27 protein-coding genes and 1 pseudogene are annotated in these 17,183 nt (G+C 38.7%); 16 read left to right on the top strand and 12 right to left on the bottom strand.

All coding sequences use genetic code 11. The features are described 5' to 3' along the window. Positions 1 to 23: 23 nt before the first annotated feature. From QHG54_RS03755 to QHG54_RS03715, 9 genes are all read right to left on the bottom strand, one after another. Positions 24 to 635 (bottom strand): hypothetical protein, encoded by a 612-nt coding sequence (locus QHG54_RS03755; RefSeq protein WP_330167240.1) that lies wholly within the window; start codon positions 633 to 635, stop codon positions 24 to 26. Next, the gene (locus QHG54_RS03750) at positions 632 to 997 is read right to left on the bottom strand and encodes a hypothetical protein (RefSeq protein WP_406604476.1); all 366 of its coding nucleotides are present in this window, start codon (positions 995 to 997) and stop codon (positions 632 to 634) included. Before QHG54_RS03750 ends, QHG54_RS03755 begins: the two co-directional genes overlap by 4 nt. Before the next feature lie 132 nt (positions 998 to 1,129). Further along, the gene (locus tag QHG54_RS03745) at positions 1,130 to 1,618 is read right to left on the bottom strand and encodes a DUF488 family protein (protein ID WP_406604475.1); all 489 of its coding nucleotides are present in this window, start codon (positions 1,616 to 1,618) and stop codon (positions 1,130 to 1,132) included. 55 nt (positions 1,619 to 1,673) lie between these two features. Continuing rightward, positions 1,674 to 2,297 carry a lambda-exonuclease family protein gene (locus tag QHG54_RS03740; RefSeq protein WP_317992900.1) on the bottom strand — a complete coding sequence of 208 codons (624 nt, stop codon included), beginning with the start codon at positions 2,295 to 2,297 and terminating at the stop codon, positions 1,674 to 1,676. 1 nt (position 2,298) lies between these two features. Next, a complete protein-coding gene (locus QHG54_RS03735) occupies positions 2,299 to 3,093 on the bottom strand; it encodes an ERF family protein (protein WP_317993589.1) in 795 nt (264 codons plus the stop codon). Positions 3,094 to 3,167: 74 nt separating this feature from the next. Then, complete coding sequence (locus tag QHG54_RS03730; RefSeq protein WP_396335813.1) at positions 3,168 to 3,719, bottom strand: hypothetical protein; 552 nt, start codon at positions 3,717 to 3,719, stop codon at positions 3,168 to 3,170. Between the two features lie 15 nt (positions 3,720 to 3,734). Continuing rightward, positions 3,735 to 4,493, bottom strand: a complete 759-nt coding sequence (locus QHG54_RS03725; RefSeq protein ID WP_406604474.1) for an antA/AntB antirepressor family protein — start codon at positions 4,491 to 4,493, stop codon at positions 3,735 to 3,737. A gap of 65 nt (positions 4,494 to 4,558) precedes the next feature. Then, positions 4,559 to 4,942, bottom strand: a complete 384-nt coding sequence (locus tag QHG54_RS03720; protein WP_406604473.1) for a hypothetical protein — start codon at positions 4,940 to 4,942, stop codon at positions 4,559 to 4,561. A 192-nt stretch (positions 4,943 to 5,134) separates the two neighbouring features. After that, a complete protein-coding gene (locus QHG54_RS03715) occupies positions 5,135 to 5,446 on the bottom strand; it encodes an XRE family transcriptional regulator (RefSeq protein WP_375620609.1) in 312 nt (103 codons plus the stop codon). 95 nt (positions 5,447 to 5,541) lie between these two features. Between QHG54_RS03715 and QHG54_RS03710 the strand changes: the two are divergent. Then, a pseudogene (locus tag QHG54_RS03710) lies at positions 5,542 to 5,920 on the top strand (hypothetical protein). 42 nt (positions 5,921 to 5,962) lie between these two features. Next, positions 5,963 to 6,163, top strand: a complete 201-nt coding sequence (locus tag QHG54_RS03705; protein WP_406604472.1) for a hypothetical protein — start codon at positions 5,963 to 5,965, stop codon at positions 6,161 to 6,163. On the opposite strand, the gene QHG54_RS03700 is transcribed toward QHG54_RS03705, so the two are convergent. Then, positions 6,150 to 6,413, bottom strand: a complete 264-nt coding sequence (locus QHG54_RS03700) for a hypothetical protein (protein WP_406604471.1) — start codon at positions 6,411 to 6,413, stop codon at positions 6,150 to 6,152. The two genes, QHG54_RS03705 and QHG54_RS03700, sit on opposite strands and share 14 nt — an antisense overlap. 166 nt (positions 6,414 to 6,579) lie before the next feature. Between QHG54_RS03700 and QHG54_RS03695 the strand changes: the two genes are divergently transcribed. The 11 genes from QHG54_RS03695 (at position 6,580) to QHG54_RS03645 (ending at position 12,080) form a co-directional block, all read left to right on the top strand. Next, on the top strand, positions 6,580 to 7,722 hold the full coding sequence (locus QHG54_RS03695) for a YdaU family protein (RefSeq protein WP_406604470.1): 1,143 nt from the start codon (positions 6,580 to 6,582) through the stop codon (positions 7,720 to 7,722). Beyond that, the gene (locus QHG54_RS03690; protein WP_406604469.1) at positions 7,706 to 8,092 is read left to right on the top strand and encodes a hypothetical protein; all 387 of its coding nucleotides are present in this window, start codon (positions 7,706 to 7,708) and stop codon (positions 8,090 to 8,092) included. Before QHG54_RS03695 ends, QHG54_RS03690 begins: the two co-directional genes overlap by 17 nt. 177 nt (positions 8,093 to 8,269) lie before the next feature. After that, positions 8,270 to 8,626, top strand: coding sequence for a hypothetical protein (locus QHG54_RS03685; protein ID WP_406604468.1), 357 nt, complete (start codon positions 8,270 to 8,272; stop codon positions 8,624 to 8,626). Then, positions 8,613 to 9,128, top strand: coding sequence for a hypothetical protein (locus tag QHG54_RS03680; RefSeq protein ID WP_317992688.1), 516 nt, complete (start codon positions 8,613 to 8,615; stop codon positions 9,126 to 9,128). Before QHG54_RS03685 ends, QHG54_RS03680 begins: the two co-directional genes overlap by 14 nt. 133 nt (positions 9,129 to 9,261) lie before the next feature. Then, positions 9,262 to 9,642: a helix-turn-helix transcriptional regulator gene (locus QHG54_RS03675; protein WP_317992687.1), complete on the top strand. Its 381-nt coding sequence runs from the start codon at positions 9,262 to 9,264 to the stop codon at positions 9,640 to 9,642. 137 nt (positions 9,643 to 9,779) lie between these two features. Further along, entirely contained in the window at positions 9,780 to 10,223 is a 444-nt protein-coding gene (gene ssb / locus QHG54_RS03670; RefSeq protein WP_406604467.1) for a single-stranded DNA-binding protein, read from the top strand. A 53-nt stretch (positions 10,224 to 10,276) separates the two neighbouring features. Then, positions 10,277 to 10,786 (top strand): hypothetical protein, encoded by a 510-nt coding sequence (locus tag QHG54_RS03665; RefSeq protein WP_317992914.1) that lies wholly within the window; start codon positions 10,277 to 10,279, stop codon positions 10,784 to 10,786. 8 nt (positions 10,787 to 10,794) lie between these two features. Next, the gene (locus QHG54_RS03660) at positions 10,795 to 10,962 is read left to right on the top strand and encodes a hypothetical protein (RefSeq protein ID WP_406604466.1); all 168 of its coding nucleotides are present in this window, start codon (positions 10,795 to 10,797) and stop codon (positions 10,960 to 10,962) included. Positions 10,963 to 10,967: 5 nt separating this feature from the next. Next, positions 10,968 to 11,183: a hypothetical protein gene (locus tag QHG54_RS03655; protein WP_406604465.1), complete on the top strand. Its 216-nt coding sequence runs from the start codon at positions 10,968 to 10,970 to the stop codon at positions 11,181 to 11,183. A gap of 307 nt (positions 11,184 to 11,490) precedes the next feature. Beyond that, on the top strand, positions 11,491 to 11,748 hold the full coding sequence (locus QHG54_RS03650; RefSeq protein ID WP_317992916.1) for an AbrB/MazE/SpoVT family DNA-binding domain-containing protein: 258 nt from the start codon (positions 11,491 to 11,493) through the stop codon (positions 11,746 to 11,748). Then, positions 11,748 to 12,080: a type II toxin-antitoxin system PemK/MazF family toxin gene (locus QHG54_RS03645; RefSeq protein WP_317992917.1), complete on the top strand. Its 333-nt coding sequence runs from the start codon at positions 11,748 to 11,750 to the stop codon at positions 12,078 to 12,080. Before QHG54_RS03650 ends, QHG54_RS03645 begins: the two co-directional genes overlap by 1 nt. Before the next feature lie 192 nt (positions 12,081 to 12,272). Here QHG54_RS03645 and QHG54_RS03640 read toward each other — a convergent pair whose 3' ends face one another. Beyond that, positions 12,273 to 12,569, bottom strand: coding sequence for a hypothetical protein (locus QHG54_RS03640; protein ID WP_406604464.1), 297 nt, complete (start codon positions 12,567 to 12,569; stop codon positions 12,273 to 12,275). Between the two features lie 36 nt (positions 12,570 to 12,605). Then, positions 12,606 to 13,217: a hypothetical protein gene (locus QHG54_RS03635; RefSeq protein WP_406604463.1), complete on the bottom strand. Its 612-nt coding sequence runs from the start codon at positions 13,215 to 13,217 to the stop codon at positions 12,606 to 12,608. Between the two features lie 296 nt (positions 13,218 to 13,513). Here QHG54_RS03635 and QHG54_RS03630 point away from each other — a divergent pair, with 296 nt between their 5' ends. Genes QHG54_RS03630 through QHG54_RS03620 form a run of 3 tightly spaced genes read left to right on the top strand, consistent with a single transcriptional unit; the run spans position 13,514 to position 17,173 of the window. Beyond that, complete coding sequence (locus QHG54_RS03630; RefSeq protein ID WP_317992919.1) at positions 13,514 to 13,828, top strand: hypothetical protein; 315 nt, start codon at positions 13,514 to 13,516, stop codon at positions 13,826 to 13,828. Continuing rightward, a complete protein-coding gene (locus QHG54_RS03625) occupies positions 13,809 to 15,134 on the top strand; it encodes a PBSX family phage terminase large subunit (RefSeq protein WP_406604462.1) in 1,326 nt (441 codons plus the stop codon). Before QHG54_RS03630 ends, QHG54_RS03625 begins: the two co-directional genes overlap by 20 nt. Next, positions 15,119 to 17,173, top strand: a complete 2,055-nt coding sequence (locus tag QHG54_RS03620; protein ID WP_406604461.1) for a portal protein — start codon at positions 15,119 to 15,121, stop codon at positions 17,171 to 17,173. The genes QHG54_RS03625 and QHG54_RS03620 overlap by 16 nt, the downstream gene beginning before the upstream one ends. Positions 17,174 to 17,183: the final 10 nt, after the last annotated feature.

Raw genomic sequence — 17,183 nt, 5'->3', positions numbered from 1 at the left:
CGTTCGTATTTCTTTTCCATGGTTTATTGCCTCTCGCCCGTTGTGATGATTTCATCATTGATGATCTCTGCGTTTCCATGAATAAATGCATAACCGTAGATTTTGGCATTTCCCCCAACTTTTGCTCTGATGGAAATCAATGGACTGTCATAAATTTTAGCATTTCCATAAACTTTAGCTTTTCCACTAATAAATGCACCACCGGAAACTTGTGCATTTTCGTAGATTTGTGCATTGGCAAAAACACGAGCATGTCCAAAAATCTGCGCATTGCCAAAAATATTGGTTTCTCCGGTAACAGATGCACTACCAAAAACACATGCGTTTCCGTAAATATCAGAAATATTATCAATATAAGCTTCACCAAAAACCTTGGCTTTGTCATAAATTCTTGCACAACCATAAGCACGAGCCTTTCCGTAAACACGTGCATCCCCAAAAACCTTGGCATCACCATAGATCTTTGCATCATCACCTATCCAGCAATTGCCATCATGACTCAAGTTGTCTTCTTTTTGTATAAAACCGCCTAGGTCGTCTGCTTTAACATCATCAAAATCCCTTAAAGCACGAATGCGGTGAAGCGTTTTGCCATCAAACTCAGTTGTTTCATCAGTCATTTCGTATTTTCTCATCTGGTCTTTTCTCCAGTTGATATGGCGGTATAGCCGCCAACGTGTGCACCAAGATGAACTACCGCATCCCCGTAAACTTTTGCGTCACCATACACTTCTGCATTGTCATAAATTAAAGCATTGTCATAAATCTCTGCACCATCATAAATCGAGGCATGCCCATAAACCCGTGCATTACCATAAACCTTGGCATTATGATAAACCCAACAGGAGTTCTCATGAGATAAATTGCCTTCACGCTCTATATAACCGCCTAGGTCACCTTTCTCGACATCAGAAAAGTCTCTCAGTGCACGAATGCGGTGAAGAGTTTTGCCATCAACCTCAATTGTTTCATCAGTCATTTCGTATTTCTTTTCCATGGTTTATTGCCTTGATTTGCGTACAATCCACCCGTAGCGTGAATCATGCATTACTTAAAAGTTGTTAGGAAAGGGCGGGGGTGCTGGGAGGAGAGAGCACCCCCATATGTAAAAAGTTTGTAAGTTTATTTTTTAGATGTGTTCAATTTCATATTTCCAATCAGGCAATTGAGTAAGAGCTAATGCGAGTTGTCCTCTATGGCATATGCATACATTGGCTTCAAAACAGGTGATTGCAACGCGCTTTTTATTTAAAAAAATTTGATATAATTTGTTTATTGCACAAGAATTATTCTTGAGAGTTGTATTTTGATAATCTTCAAAAAGGCGGTCATAATCTTTTTGTGTTTTCAAATTTCTTCGTTTTTCAGAAGCAATTCCAAGTTCAGGCATATGCATATATTCAATATCAATATTGCTTACAGCTTTCTCTAATTGTCTTTTCGAAAATCCGTGTTTTCTACTTATTGGATTTTTACGAACATCACATAAAGTTTTGATATTGTTTTCTATGAGACTCTTAAGATAATTCTCAAGGGACTTCCCTTCATAGCCAATGGTAAAAAAACAAAATTCCTCATCTTTAGCAGGCTGTATGATAATATGTTTGGTGTTACACACGTTTAATTTCCTTGGTAAATGGGTGGGGGTGCTGGGGGAAGAGCACCCCCAAACTTCAAGCAGCTTTTGTCAAGATCTGTTTCATGTCTTGGTTTATTTCTGCTAAGAAGGATTCTACTGCTTTATTAATCTCTTCAATTTGTTTCTCATCACGGTGGATGCGTTTGATTTTCATTCTCAAACCAGTAGACCTGCCTACAAATTGCGGATTATAGCTAATGAAATGACACCATTTGCGTCCGGTGCATGCCATTTGGAATTGCATTTGCGCGAGATATTCAGGTTTGATTTCATCATCCATAAAAAAACGAAGATGGTTGATTGATTGTGGGCACTTGACCTCAACTAAACCGTCATCACCAATAAGTCCATCAGGGCTTGCACCAGCCATTTCTATTTTGGGGTGTGGGATAAACCCGCATCTTGTGACTTCTGTGTCATAAATAAATTCATATTCTTTTAGAGCATCATCTTCATGTTCAATGCCCCATTGCATAGCAGGTGTTGTATAAGATTGGCTTATTTCCCCTGTTAAGCGCTCTGTCATGAGTTTGATTTTGTAGTCTTCATATTTGCTGGTAGGCAATCCTTTAGCTGTCTTACTCAGGACGTTGTAAATGTTTGAAGCAGTGACTTTCCCTAGCCGCGCTTGAAACCATTCTGCTGTTCGTTGCTCCATTTCACACCGCCGTTCCCTGTTCGTGTGGCGTTGCTATATCGGCATCTTGTATAGGAGAATCTGTTTCTACCTTTTGCCTGTTTTGTTTATCTTTCAAAAGATGTAACACCGTCTGTGCTTGTCCTTCAGACATATCGTCAAGCTTTTTGACGTTGACATAAGTAAGTATTTTTTCTTCTTCTGTTTGGGTTTGTACGATGAGTCTTCTGATTTCATTGATCTGTTGTGGAAAAGCCTTTTTAAGAGGTGTGTTGCCATCCGTATCATCATCTTCACTCACAACATTAAGAAGCATACCTAACAGATATCTACGTGCGTATGTGATTGCAGAACCAACCGATTGTATATTTGATTTGCATCCTTTAGTGTCATAAGGAAACTTTCCTTCTGTTGAGATTTTATTTCCAGACGGATGCGTCAAAGTCATTTCTATAATTATATTGTCTGAACTCTGTTCTTTGATACGAGAAAACAAAGCAAATCGGTATTTTGCAAGAGTATTTTTTACAGCATCAATGTACTGGTCAAGGGTTGCATATTGGCTGTTTGTATGGGTGTTTTTAGAGTTTTTTTGTATTTTTTGATATTCTATTTGCATATTCGAAAGATCACAGGCAAATCTTTCGTAGTTTTGTCGTTCTATTTCTTTTTCTCGTAAGGCAATGAGACGCTCGAGACGGTCCATATCGACATCATTTTCTAAGGCTCTGTTTAAAATGCGTTCCATAGCAGTTGGTTTGACGGCTACATGATGTGTTTCTTCAACTTCTGTTAGGTTAGTGTTTTGTTCACTCATCTTGATTTCCTCCTATTTGAGCGCAATTCCCCCGTGGCGTGAATCACGCTTGTGTTTAAAAGTTGTTTGTGTGGTTAGAAACGGCTTATGTAGCTTGGGTAGATTGTTGAATATTCACTTTTGGAGATGATTGAAGTTTCTCCACGAATTTCAAAATTACCAGAAATATCTATATTATCGAAAACATATACTTTATCTTGAATTCTAATATCTCCAGAAATGTGTGCATTTTCACATATAACGGCTTTTCCAAAAACACGAGCATTATCATAAACAAGACCATAAACATGTGCATTGTCATAAATTTGTGCATTGCCGAAGATTTGCGCATTGTATTCAACACCAGCATCACCACAAACCTTGGCATTATCATAAACCTTGGCATTATCTCTAATTATTGATTTTTCGAATATCTGTGCATTACCAAAAACCTTAGCGTTATCACAAACCGCGGCATCATGCCAAACCCAACAGTCGCCCTCATGACTTAAGTTGTCTTCTTTTGCTATAAAGCCGCCTAGGTTACCTTTTTTAATATTTCTAAAGTCTCGTAAGGCGCGAATGCGGTAAAGAGTTTTTCCGAAAAAATCAGCTATCTCATCAGTCAGTTCGTATTTCTTTTTTATCATAATAACCTCCTCTTAATGCATGCTTTGTCTTTTAAGCTCTTGAGACAGCACACCAATTCCTTTTGCTGTGATTTTTGCGCAAGGAATAACCTTTTCTATTCCACTTGCGGTTTTAAGTGTGATGGTTGGACAATCCATAAGTTGTTTTTGGATTTTGTCTTGATAAGGAAGCAAATTTCCACCTGCTGCACGCCGGTAAACCCAACCTTTTTGCTGTAAGAAGAGAATGAACTGTTTTGGTTGCATCTCGAGTATTTTAGCCGCCTCAGTAAGACCAAAAAGTCCGTCATGACGCTGTAAGCTTTCAAGTGCCATTGCCTTTGGTTTAAGGGTACTCACTTCACTTTTTAAAGTCTCTAATTGTGTGACGCTTTCTAAAAGCAGTTTTTTCACAAAGAGAGGGTCTTCTAACGCGTTTGCAAGGTCTAAAGGTTTCTTTGCACACCGTTCACATTCAATAAAATATTGGCGGGCTTCTTTACCTTTTTCATTACGCTCTACCATGGCGAGCTCTTTTGCCATGTCTAATGTGAGGTGATAGTCTATAGCTGTAACAGCTCTAGATTTTGCGCTCCCCAATTTTGGGGACCGCAAATCTTGTGTTTTTATGAAATCATTTCCCTCTTCAAATTCATATTGATGAATACGGTCCTTAATCCAAGTAGAGAAATCTTTCCCAATTTCCAAAAATGCATGTAACTCACGTGCGTTGACCGTTTGAACGGTTTCGTGTTTGATTGTATTTTGTTGGATAGCAATAGGCTTTTCCATAACGAACCTCATATTGATGGGATTGATGAATTAAAGGGGGCGCTTTTAAAAGCGCCCTTCAGAATTTAAAGCACATCACATGGGCGCAAACGGTGTTGTTGTTCGTAAGTACCGTAAATCTCATCATTATATTTTTCGTCTGCTAAATCAGATAAAAGGTCATGATAAGCAACACTTTCACGTACAAAGTCATGAACCTCACTCTCCTCATCGAGATGTTCGATATTTTTTTCTACATATACTTCTGCAATTTCTTCAGAGATATCTTCACAACTATTTTCAGAAGGATTTATACGAAAGATTTGGAAGACATCATCTCCCTCATCAATAATGCTTAGAATTTGACTTGCATCAAGCGGTCCAGACTCTGCAATGTGTTGATCTCTATCGAAGTAAACTAAATGAACTAATAAAATTTCATCGGAATTTATAAGAATTGGCTTATCCATAATGCCCCCCTCTAACGCCTCTTGGCGATTGTTTGTGTTTGGTTTATGGAATATATGTATTTCATTTTTAATGAAAAATGTCAATAATAAATTTCATAAAATATGAAATATTTTGCATATGGAGGCTAATAGTGGATGAAGAAACGCTAAAAAAACTTTGGAATTATGGGGATAAAAAGGTGATAGCTGCTATTATTTTTTGTCTGATTGGCCAGAATTCTGAAGAATCGTTAAAACGGCTTGCTGAACTTCAGGCTTTGCTTGATAAAAAAGACTAACAAATTGTCCAGACCCCTCGATTAAAAAAGGTGGGACCTCGCCAATAAAATTAATAATTTTTATTAATTCATCTGCCTTTATCGAGCGGTTTGTGCCTGAGTTATTTAATATGCTGGTAAGAGTGGAAGGCAACACACCTAAATGCTTAGCCAGCATTTTTTTGCTGCCGTGTCCTTTTTTTACTAATTGCTCATTAAGCCATAATCTTAACTGTTCACGTTCCATATAATTAAATTCTTTCAGATTGAGTGAAAAATCAATTCAATAAATTCTGAATTTTTACTATTGATAAAATTCATAATTTATGAAATTATACTATTATGAAACAAGAGCCAGCATATACGCTTATAAAATATTTAGGGGGTGTCACAAAGGTTGCACGCATTTTACATAAATGTAAAGGCGCTGTTTATCGTATAACCTACTCCAAGAAAAAAGGCGGTGCCGGTGGGTTGTTTCCTTCAACTTATCAGGCACAACTACTCACTTATGCTCAACGGCACAACATTGACCTACGTCCAGAGGATTTTTTCTATCCTGAGCGTTTGCAGCATTTGTTGGAGGTAGAAAAAGCAACGCTCTCAACGCCTTCTTTTGTCAAGGGCTCCACTGTTTGCATGAAGCCGTGTGAACAAAATGAAATGTTGCAATCTCAATATGAAGAAAAGAATGAACATCAACCAGCATTCACACTCTTAAACAGGCATTAAATAATATGAAGAAAAATAAGTGAGGTATGGAATGGGAATGGATTACGGTTTGGCAGCGATGATTGTGTTTTTTATAGTCAATGTAATCATGTTTTTTGCTGGCTTTTACTTTTATAAAACGACGGAAACGCATGAAAAAGAGACAGATGAAATAATGGAAAACATAATACGTAAACAAAAAGATTTAATTCAAACACAAAAAGATTTAATGGAAAAAATTAACCGCTTTTGAGACTACTCTCCTCGAGTGGCAGTAAAAAGCTGGGCCAAAAAGTAGTTTCAAGTATTTTCTCTGCATGATTTGATGAAGTGTGTTCAATGATAAAGATTGGTGTGCTTACGATATCTGGTTTTAGGTGGCGAACTGTGAAAGAAAATTCTGCTTCTTTACGGTTTTTATTTCTTAAAATAAGAGCCACTAAAAGAGATGCAATAAATGACAAAAAACCTGTAAGAAATATCTTTATCCATTCTTGCATCATAACTCCCCCCACTTTTTTAGAATCGTTGAGAAGGTACTTTTTTACAAAAATTTTTTCAAGACAGGCAATCACAACACGCTTTGTCATGATGCACGCATAAATACGCAACAGCCTTAAGGGGGGATTATGATCACTAATTTATATTTAATGAAAGAAGGGGATGCGCATGTCTAATGGTATGCCATGGATAAGATTCCATTTGTATGACTGGATAAGTGGTACAGACGGAATGACGTTAGAGCAAAGGGGCGCTTATATGACGCTTCTCGTTCGCATGTACGCTAAAAAAGCACCAATTAAAGAAGATTTTGAAACGCTTGCACGCGTTTGTCATTGTTCGCAGAAAAAATTTGCAGCTATTGTCGAATATCTCATGAGAAATAATAAACTTGTTGAGACAGATAATGGTTTGTGGAATACGCGCGTTGAAGAAGAGCTAAACGATTTTGCTGATAAAAAAGAGCACATATCGCAAGTTCGTAGTGAGGCTGGTAAAAAAGGTGCGCAAGCAAAAAATAATACAAAACAACATGTTAATAATTTTGCTGAAGCAAATGACAAGCAAAACGTTTTTTTTGCTGAAGCAAACGCTAAGCAAAATCAAGCTATAAAGAACCAGAATAAGAATATATATAAAAAAACTAAAACTATCGTTTTAGCAAAAAAAGAAATTGGTTCTGAAAGTTTAGAAACAAACGAACAGGTTGACGAGCCAACAGAGGTTGCTGCTGTTGAGACCACATCAGAGCAAATCGAAACCTCATCAGACAATCAACCTCCCATTCACGAGCAAGAGAACGTTTCCCAAAAAGCAAAACGAGCAAAAGCTAATCGCGGTTGTCGATTGCCTACGGATTTTGAACCCGATTACGATTTTGCCATCGAAGAAGGTTTGCCTCCGGAGCGCGTGAAAGTCGAAATCGCAAAATTTCGAGATTATTGGCGTTCAAAAGCTGGAGCAAATGCAACCAAAATCGATTGGCAAGCAACGTGGAGAAACTGGGTACGCAAGGCGGTTGATGATTTAGAAAAAACAAAAAATACGAACAACAATGGTGGAAACAATGGAAACTTTTCAAAAGATCAAAAAACTCGCGGTGGTACCGGAGAAACAATCCGTAATCTTATCGGTGCAACACAGCTTAGTGACGCCTCTACAAGATACCGTGCAACAGATAGAGCAATGTGTAACTCTGGAGTTCCCATGGACCTTGAGAAATGGCATTCAATTGACAAAAACCCTAGAGAAACAAGCTTTAGAAGCTTACCAGACTGTTCAAAACTTACTTACCTTGAAAGCGTCTGTTGAAGACATAGCAGAGGCTCTTGATGTGCTTGAAGGTGGTTTGACAATGCAAAAAGTTTCGAATGTAGAAGCGCGTGCAAAGGCTTATATCGCTGCTCTTAACGGCATTTCACTCTGGTCTTTATTGCAAGCTGTTAAAAATCTTATACGTGGTGAAGCAAAAGGCATGTCAACAACATTTGTCCCCTCATGTGCTGATCTGGCGCAGTATTGTCGTGATTTAGAAAGCAGGCTTTATGGTGTTGCTAAGAAGGTTTTTATAGCAGTTGAAAATACGCGTAACCTAGCCTTAGGAGGCAAGCGCATTTCATGCATGCGAATAGGCAAGCCTAGTGAAGAGCAACATAACAGTAGCAATTCAAAAGCGGCTTAAAACAGCAAAATAGTGAAAAGAGGTGATGATTTTGTGATTAGATATACATTTAAATCGACAAAAAGGCACCGTACAGAGCGATTTGAAGTTTTTTGATGGAAACCCACATTAGAGATTAAATGCTCTGCACGGTCAAATTTGAGGTAAATAACCCATTGGTAAAATTATGGATTAAGTATGCAAATATTAAAACGACGATTCTTTAAAAAACGTAAACAATCAATGCAATTAATGCACAAAAAATTTATTGCAACGGCTGTTGGTTATGTGCCTTGGGGTGATGGAGCGGAAGAGTATTTTTACAACCTCTACGAATATCCTGATGGCACAAGAGAGTGTGAAAAGTTTGATGGCGGTCAGTATTATACCATACCAGAAAATGCAGATTTTAGTACCAAGGCGCAAGTAAAAGCGTGGATTTACGGTGGTAATGTTCCTAGAAGCGTTTTGAATTACGAGCCTCTTATAGACGAGATCAATAAAGAGATCAAAAAATTATCGAAAACCGCAGGAAATAAATATGTTTACAGATAAACAGCTAAGAGCCTTGTTTGGTATTATAACTTTTATATTTTTATGTTTTTTAGGAATTAAAAAAAATCTTGATTTTATTCAGAGTATTTTGACATTCGCATCTGTTTCTTTGGTAATAGTCACAACGGTTTTTGCAATTTTATGCAATTCCAATATTCCTTCTGAATTGCAGAGCAACCCAAAATACAAATGCGGAAATACAACAGGTTGGAAGATATTAACACGTGATTTACAACAGTATATGCATAGACTTTTAAAGCTAATAAGCTTAGCGCTTGTCGTTTTAATTTTCCCAAGTAGTTATAAAGAAACGGTTTCTTTATCTGTTATTTCTAATTACGTGGAGCATAAGCTTTCTTTTTCATTGGATACTGTACTTTGGTACTCAGATATTGCTCTTTGGTATTACTTTTTAGTTTGTGTATTGTTTCTTATGTTACATACACGCAGTTTAATAAACATATCTATCCTTACGCTGCAGTGTTCCATTATAAAGCCATAGTAAAATTTCCGATTTTATAAAACTGTTTAGATTAAATGGCGTCGTCTCTTCTCAACGTTCATAGATGAAATCAACCAAAACATCAAAAAATCATTGAAAACCGCTTGATTGCATTAATAGGAGCTTGAATCAAATGCTTACACCATTTGGCAAAACCTTACGTAAAATTCGTATTGATCGAACAGAACGTTTATTAGATATGGCTAAGAAATTAGGCGTATCTATAGCGTTTTTATCTTCTGTAGAAATTGGCAAAAAGCCTATACCTGCTGACATGGAAGAAAAGATCATTGAGAAATATGCTTTAAATGAAGAAACGGCTTCTATCTTGAGAAGAGAAGCAAATATTTGTCGTAAGAATTTTACAATGAACTCTTCTGACCCACTTAACCATGAAATTTCTAACACGTTTGTTAGAATTTTTAAGTCTCTTTCACAACAAGATCTGACAAAGTGCAATGAACTCATGGAGAAAGTAGAAAAAAAACGGTGCTTGCAGAATAGAATACCTTGATCTCCTTATTTTATACACCGTAAACATAATTTTATATGTTAAAAAACAATAATATCCTTTTGAAATAATTGAATAAATACGCAAATTCTTCTAAGATTTTGTATGTATTAAAATACAAATTTAAGGTAAGAAAAAACATGCTAAATAAAGTGATGTTAATGGGCTATTTAGGTGCTAATCCCGAAAGCAAAACAATGGCTTCTGGTGCAGAGGTGGTTAATTTTCGTATGGCAACTTCTGAGAGCTATACGGATAAAAATACCAATCAAAAAGTAGAGAAAACTGAATGGCATTCCGTGGTGATTTTTAATCCACATTTAGCAAAAATAGCGCTTCAGTATCTCAATAAAGGTTCAAAAGTTTACGTAGAAGGAAAATTACAAACACGCAAATGGCAAGATAAAAATGGGCATGACCGTTACACAACAGAGATTGTCTTACCACAATTCAAAGGCGAGTTGTATTTGCTTGATGCAAAGAAAGAGCAATCTGCCCCTTCTTCCGTTACTTCTCAAAATTATGCTATCGCTTCAGGTGCTGCTGATCATAGTGCATCTCTTAATGACAGCATACCATTTTGATTGATAAAATATAACAAAGAGAAGCATGTGGGCTCCCACAGATTAGGGGATGTATGAAAAAGAAAGATGCTTACATTTCACAAGTGAAAGTACGTCAAGATCCTGTTAATCAATTGGCGATTGAAATGCGTGCTAAACGCTTTGGTTTGACGATTGAAGATGCTAAAAATCCGCTTTCTGGCACCTATATTGGGCGGCTTTGTTTGCAAGACGTGCTTACTCAAGATCAGTATGATGCTGCACAAAAATATCTTGAAGTGAAAAATGACTATTTGTGTGCAAAAGGTTTACCAAGCGCTGTTTATGATGAAATACCATCATCTTCTGATGACAAAGCAAGAGAAAAATGGGTTGAATTTGCAACAGAACAGTTTTCAAACATGCAAGAGGTGATAAAAGAAACACAACACCTCTATAGACAGTATAATCTTTATGCAGCAATACAATATCTTGTTGTTGAAGATCAGGAGCTACCGCATCTTGTGAGTTCATTGCGGGTTGCTCTTAATGCTCTTTATGGATATTGGAATCATAGGAATACAAGATTTATTCTCAATGGATGAAATCGGTTATGAGAGAAATACAACCACCACGTTTAAAGCCACGCTTGAAAGCAGCTCCACGTATTCGGCAAATTCTTTGGTGTGATTTTCCAGAGGATGCTCAATTACCAGAATTCTGGAAACAACGTCCTATATTGGTTATTTCTAAGACCTCCAAGTTAAATGGATATGTGTAACGGTTTTGCCTCTAACGTCTAAATCACAGCCTGATAACCATGCAGCCTATCTCATAAAATCACTTCCAAGTATGAAATCATCATGGATTATATGTAATTATTTGACGACAGTTGCTGTTAGTCGATTAAGTGCAACTGATCGGATTCCTAGGCTATCAGAAGAAGAGTTTAATAAGGTTATTAGCTTAATGTGGGAATATCTTCCCCACCCCAATCATTGACAATTGCAGGCGATAGATGTATATTTAGCTCAGATACGGCGCTGTGAGCAAACAGTGACCGCTCCCTTGTAATATAGGGGTCAGGTGCGAAGGGGTGGTTTTCCGCCTCTTTCGCTCTCTTTAAGACAAAACATTACCACATCTTGTGAATTCATTGCGGGTCGCTCTTAACGCGCTTCATAAATATTTTGACAGAAAAACTAAATGGTAAATGTTGTATTGTTCTTTTCCCATAAAAGCATGAAAAGCTCTTGAAGAATATGCACTAGAATGTTATATTTTTATATAATATTAAAGGGAGTGTTTTATGCACACAACAAAATTACGTAAAGTTGGAGGGTCAGTTATGCTCTCTATACCGCCCGCATTGCTTGATGTTCTTCATCTTTCTGAAAACACGCAAGTGGGTTTGGCTATTGACAATGGACAATTGGTTGTAAAACCACAGGCATTCCCTAGCTATACTCTTGAAGAATTGTTAGCGCAATGTAATCCTTCGGACGATTTTGCGAATGATGATATGGAGTGGTTTGATGCCAAGCCTGTTGGCAGAGAGCTCTTGTAATGAAGCGGGGCGAAATTTGGTTTGTATCGCTTGACCCAACTTCTGGTTATGAGCAAAAAGGAACGCGTCCTGTACTGGTTGTGTCACCGGAGGCGTTTAATCGTGTCACGAAAACACCAATTGTCTTACCTATTACAAGGGGAGGAAATTTTGCGAGAACAGCAGGTTTTGCTGTCTCATTAGCAGGAACAGGATTACATACAACAGGTGTGATACGTTGTGATCAACCACGAGCTCTCGATATAGCAGCGCGTCAGGGAAGGAAAATGGAAACAGTTCCTTCCATGATTATGAACGAAGTGCTCGCCAAGTTATCAACATTTCTCACATAGTTTCTTTATGCATCTTTAAGAACGATGCTAAAGTAAGCAATGTGACGTGAAACGTTTCTCTGTATAACGCCTTGTAAAAGACTAAGGAAAATAATTCATTCTATTGTACGCAGAAGTACCTCTTTTTGTTTCTAAAAATAAGAAAGATATAAAGTATTTGTTTGGTTTTATGATTTTTAGTATTTTTATTCTTCACTTATAGCTATTACAATCAACATCTTGAAATTTATCATAACCATAGTAATCTTTATGTTGCTGTTTTAACATTTTACATAGATTGTATCGATTAATATCAAATTTTTCGAGCACTTCGTTTGGAAGATCATATAAATTTCGAGGACCAACATCAAACATATCAATTGCATCAGCTAGGTTATTTGGAATGCGGTTCTCATCTGCGTCTGATTTTTGTCCGCAGTTGGTAAGAAAAAGCCCACTGATTACTATGACTAATAAGTAACTTATTTTTTTTGCTGATAAGTAATTCATTATTTATTTCTTTTATGGCTGGAGTTTAAGTATATATTAAAGATTAAGAGTTTTCTTAATAAGGTGATCCATCTTATCAATTTCATTGCTTAGTGCATCAATCATGTTATTTACTTTTTCAATATTCTGATGAAGTTCAAAAAATTGTGCCTCATAATTCAACACATCAGATGTGTGCTTAGACTTAGATGCTTTTGCCATGGCTTGAAGAACTATGTGCCGCTTTTGAACAAGGCTAAAAATGGATTGTATTGTCTCATGTCTTGCTTTGATTGCTTTATTTCGTGTATGAATTATAGTGTACAATCCATAATTTTTTTGTTGATCCTGCCTTGGACTCATATTGAGTAGTTTTATAGTCAGGGCATCCTGTTCTTGAGCTATTGTTTCCCACTCATTAAGAGTGATTTTTAGAAACTTCAGCGTGTCACTCCATCCCCTTTCCGCATTTTCTTTTGCATTTTTTTCTAGATCCAGTTTTTCAATTATTTTAGAACAAAATAATTCATTTATACTGGCATAACCATGTGCCGTTAGCAAAAGATATGCCATAAAAAACGCAATCGTTAATATGTTCTTTTTGAATACAAATATTTTTGTAAATATCTTTTTAATTCTGCATAAAGCAGCTTTTTTGAAAAATAACATTAATGCCCCCGCTTTTTATTAATTATCAGTTGTATAATTGATTCGTTTAGATAATACAATTGTGAGTTGTTGGTTGTTAAAGACACTAGATTTAGGTGAAAAAAATAAAAAATACACAATATCGTGATTTTTTTGTTGACAGGATATGAAAAATAGTGTTTTATGGTGCTGCTGTACTAGCGGAACTGTGTCTAGAATTACGGTAAAGGTATTACCTCTCTTATAAGTTTATATGATTGTTCAGAGCCCTGCTTTTGCGGGGTTTTTTATTATCTTGTTCACAAAAAGAAATACACATGAAAACCACTGAGAAACCTGCAAAAAGAACGCCCCCAAAGGCAGGTCAAGGGCGGGTAAAAGGCGTGCCAAATAAAACGACACGTATTCTGAAAGAGGCAGTGCTTAAGGCAGCAGAGCGCGCTGGTAAGAAATATGGTGATGATGGTTTGATCTCTTATCTAGAAAAACAGGCACTCAAATGTCCCGCTGCTTATTTGGCATTGTTGGGGAAGATTTTGCCTCTTCAAGTGACAGGAGAAGATGGGGGAGCCATTAAGATGATAACGCGTGTAGAAATCGCGCCTTTGGTCAATGACAACACGACAGATTAATATTGTTCCAAAGCTTATACCGATTTTTACAGGTACGGCTTTGGTGCGTGCTGCTTGGGGAGGGAGAGGGTCTGGAAAGACAAGATCATTTGCTTTGATGGCTGCTTTAAAAGGCTATCAGTTTGGTATGGGAGGAATATCAGGCACACTCCTTTGTGCACGGCAGTTTCAAAACTCGCTAGCAGAAAGTTCATTAGAGGAGATTAAACGCGCCATTGAAGCGCATGATTTTTTAAAGGATTATTACAAGGTTGGGGAATCTTCGATTAAGTCGATAGATGGTCGTATAGCCTTTCAGTTTTCTGGTCTTGACCGCAATATTGCAAGTATCAAGTCTATGGGGCGTATTTTGCTTTGTTGGGTTGATGAAGCGGAGCCCGTCACTGAGACCGCTTGGCAAACACTTATACCGACTTTACGTGAAGAAGGAGAGGGGTGGAGAGCAGAATTATGGGTGACATGGAACCCATTGCGAGAGAATGCCCCCGTTGAGAAGCGGTTTCGCTTTTCAGACAATGAGGCAATTAAGCGTGTTGAGATCAATTGGTCAGACAATCCGAAGTTTCCCAAGATCTTGAATGAAGCGCGGTTGGATGATCTGAGAAACCGCCCCGAGACCTATAAGCATATCTGGGAAGGGGATTATCTCAAGGCTGTTCAGGGCGCTTATTATCAAAAAGAGATGTTGGCAGCCGAGCAGGAGGGGCGGATAGGGCGTGTTGCTCGTGACCCCTTGATGCAAATCCGTGCTTTTTGGGACATTGGGGGCACGGGTGCTAAGGCAGATGCCACAGCGATATGGATAGCACAATTTATTGGCAAGGAAATCAGAGTGCTTGATTACTACGAAGCGCAAGGACAGCCGCTCTCGGAGCATATAGGGTGGTTGCGGTGCAATGGTTATGAGAAGGCATTGATGGTTCTCCCCCATGACGGTGCGACGAGAGACCGTGTGCACAATGTAAGTTTTGAGAGTGCTTTAAATGATGCGGGTTTTGAAACGCAAGTTGTTCCTAATCAAGGGGCAGGGGCGGTTAAGATGCGAATAGAGGCGGTGCGGCGTATTTTGCCGTCTGTTTGGTTTAATGAAGAGATGACGGTAGCAGGGCGCAAAGCACTGAACTGGTATCATGAGAAATGGGATGAGAAGCGGGGTATTGGATTAGGGGCAGAGCATGATTGGTCCAGTCATGGGGCGGATGCCTTTGGATTGATGTGCATTGTTTATGAAGCACCACGTGTCAAACCCAAGCAAGAGCGTTATCGCACGATGGAAAGAGAAGCGGCATCATGGATGGCATTCTAGATCAAGACTTTCAAAAAACGACAATCCTCGATGAATATGAACTCTATAAGCGTTTAAAGTCTTGGTACGCAGAAGATATTGAACATGTTAATGAATGGCGTGAACAGGCGCGTGAAGATTTTGATTTTTATAATGGTCGTCAATGGGCAGAGGAAGATCTTGCGGTTTTAAAGGCGCAGCGGCGCCCCGTCATGACCTTTAACCGTATTGCACCCCTTGTTAATGCAATTGTTGGGGCAGAGCGTAATAACAAGCGTGAAGTGCAGTTTCAACCACGGCAAGTAGGAGCTGCAATATCCAATGAATTGCTAACCGGAGCAGCAGAATGGTTTCGTGATGAGGCGGAGGCGGAATATGCGGATTCGGATGCTTTTCAGGATATGGTTATTTGCGGTATGGGCTGGACAGATACACGGCTTGATTATGAAACAGATCTTGAAGGAACCCCCGCTGTTCAACGTTTAGACCCATTGAAAATGGTTTGGGATGCCAATGCTGTAAGACCAAATCTCATTGATGCACAGCGTATGTGGTATGTTGATCGCAAATCCGTTGCGGATGCGAAAAGTCTTTTTCCTGATGTGGCTGTTGAAGATCTTAACGCCGATTGGGCTATCGATAGTACAACCGCTTGTGAGGATTCTCATGTGTCGCTTGATGCGTATCATGATGGTTCTAATGCGAATTCTCTCTCAGAGCCGTGTTCTGGGAAACGCTATGTTACGCTGGTTGAATGCCGTTGGTTTGAATATGAGACCACTTACAAGGCGCTAGATCTTCAAACAGGGCAGATGCGCAACTATAGCAAACAGGAGTTTGAACAGCTTCAAAGGGTAATGCCACAGTTACAAGGGGTGGGATTTAATAAAAAAGTGGTCAGGAGAGCCTTTCTGGGACGGCGCCTTTTAGCAAAGCCCGATAAGCCATTAACGCCTGATGGACAGCTTGGGTGGGAATGTATTACAGGCACGTTGGATAAGCTTAAAAACCAGTTTTATGGGATTGTTCGCCCCGCAAAAGACCCACAAAAATGGTCGAATAAATATTTTAGCCAAGTGATGTATATCCTTAATAGCCAGTCTAAGGGTGGCTTGATGGCAGAACGAGGCGCTTTCGATGATGATCGCCAAGCGTTAGAAAGTTGGGCGCGAACGGATACAATTACTTGGGTTAAAAATGGCGCGCTTACAGGAGGGAAAATTCAACCAAAGCCAAGTGCACAATTTCCCAATGGATTTTTCCAGCTATTTAATGAATCGCGTGAAGCGATAACGCATGTAACAGGGTTATCGGCTGAGTTTATCGGAACACGGGAGGTCAACCAAGCCAATGTGTTGGAAAATACACGCCGGCAATCAACGCTTAATTTGCTTGCGGGGCTGTTTGATAATCTCAAGCTTTATCGGTGCAGACAGGGAAAGATTATCCTTTATCTTATCCAGAATTATCTCTCTGATGGGCGTTTGGTGCGTATTTCTGGACAAGAGAATGCGCAATATGTGCCGTTAACCCGTGAAGCTGTTACGACGCTTGAGTATGACATTATTGTTGATGATTCACCGACAAGCCCCAATGAAAAAGAGAAAACTTTTGCGATAATTACGCAGATGTTGCCTTTGCTTGGTGGGTTCTTAACACCGGAGATGATTCCAGATCTTCTTAAGCTTTCACCATTGCCAGCAACACTTGTAGCAAGTTTAACCGCAAAGGCACAGCAAGCACAACAAGAACAACAGCAACAGCAGATGATGCAACAAAGCCAAGGGGCGCAATTAACTCCAGAGCAACAAGCAAAGATTGCTGTTTTACAGCAGGAAGCACAAGCAAAGAGCACACTCTATCAACTCGACGCACAGCAGAAACAAGCGACATTGCAGCAGAAAAATATTGAACTTTTCTTGAAGCAAGAACAAGCGCGGATGCAGCTTGAGTTGCAACAGGCAAAAAATGAGATAGCGCAGCGTGATTTAGAACGCAAAGCTTTACAGGCACAGTTGGAACACTATCGAATTTTGACAAAAAATATAATAGCACATTGAAGGAACAGAA

This window comes from Bartonella gliris (assembly GCF_045277155.1).
GTDB classification, from domain to species: domain Bacteria; phylum Pseudomonadota; class Alphaproteobacteria; order Rhizobiales; family Rhizobiaceae; genus Bartonella; species Bartonella gliris.
The sequence above is the reverse complement of the archived record's forward strand: the minus strand, read 5'-3'. Positions and strand labels throughout refer to the sequence as shown.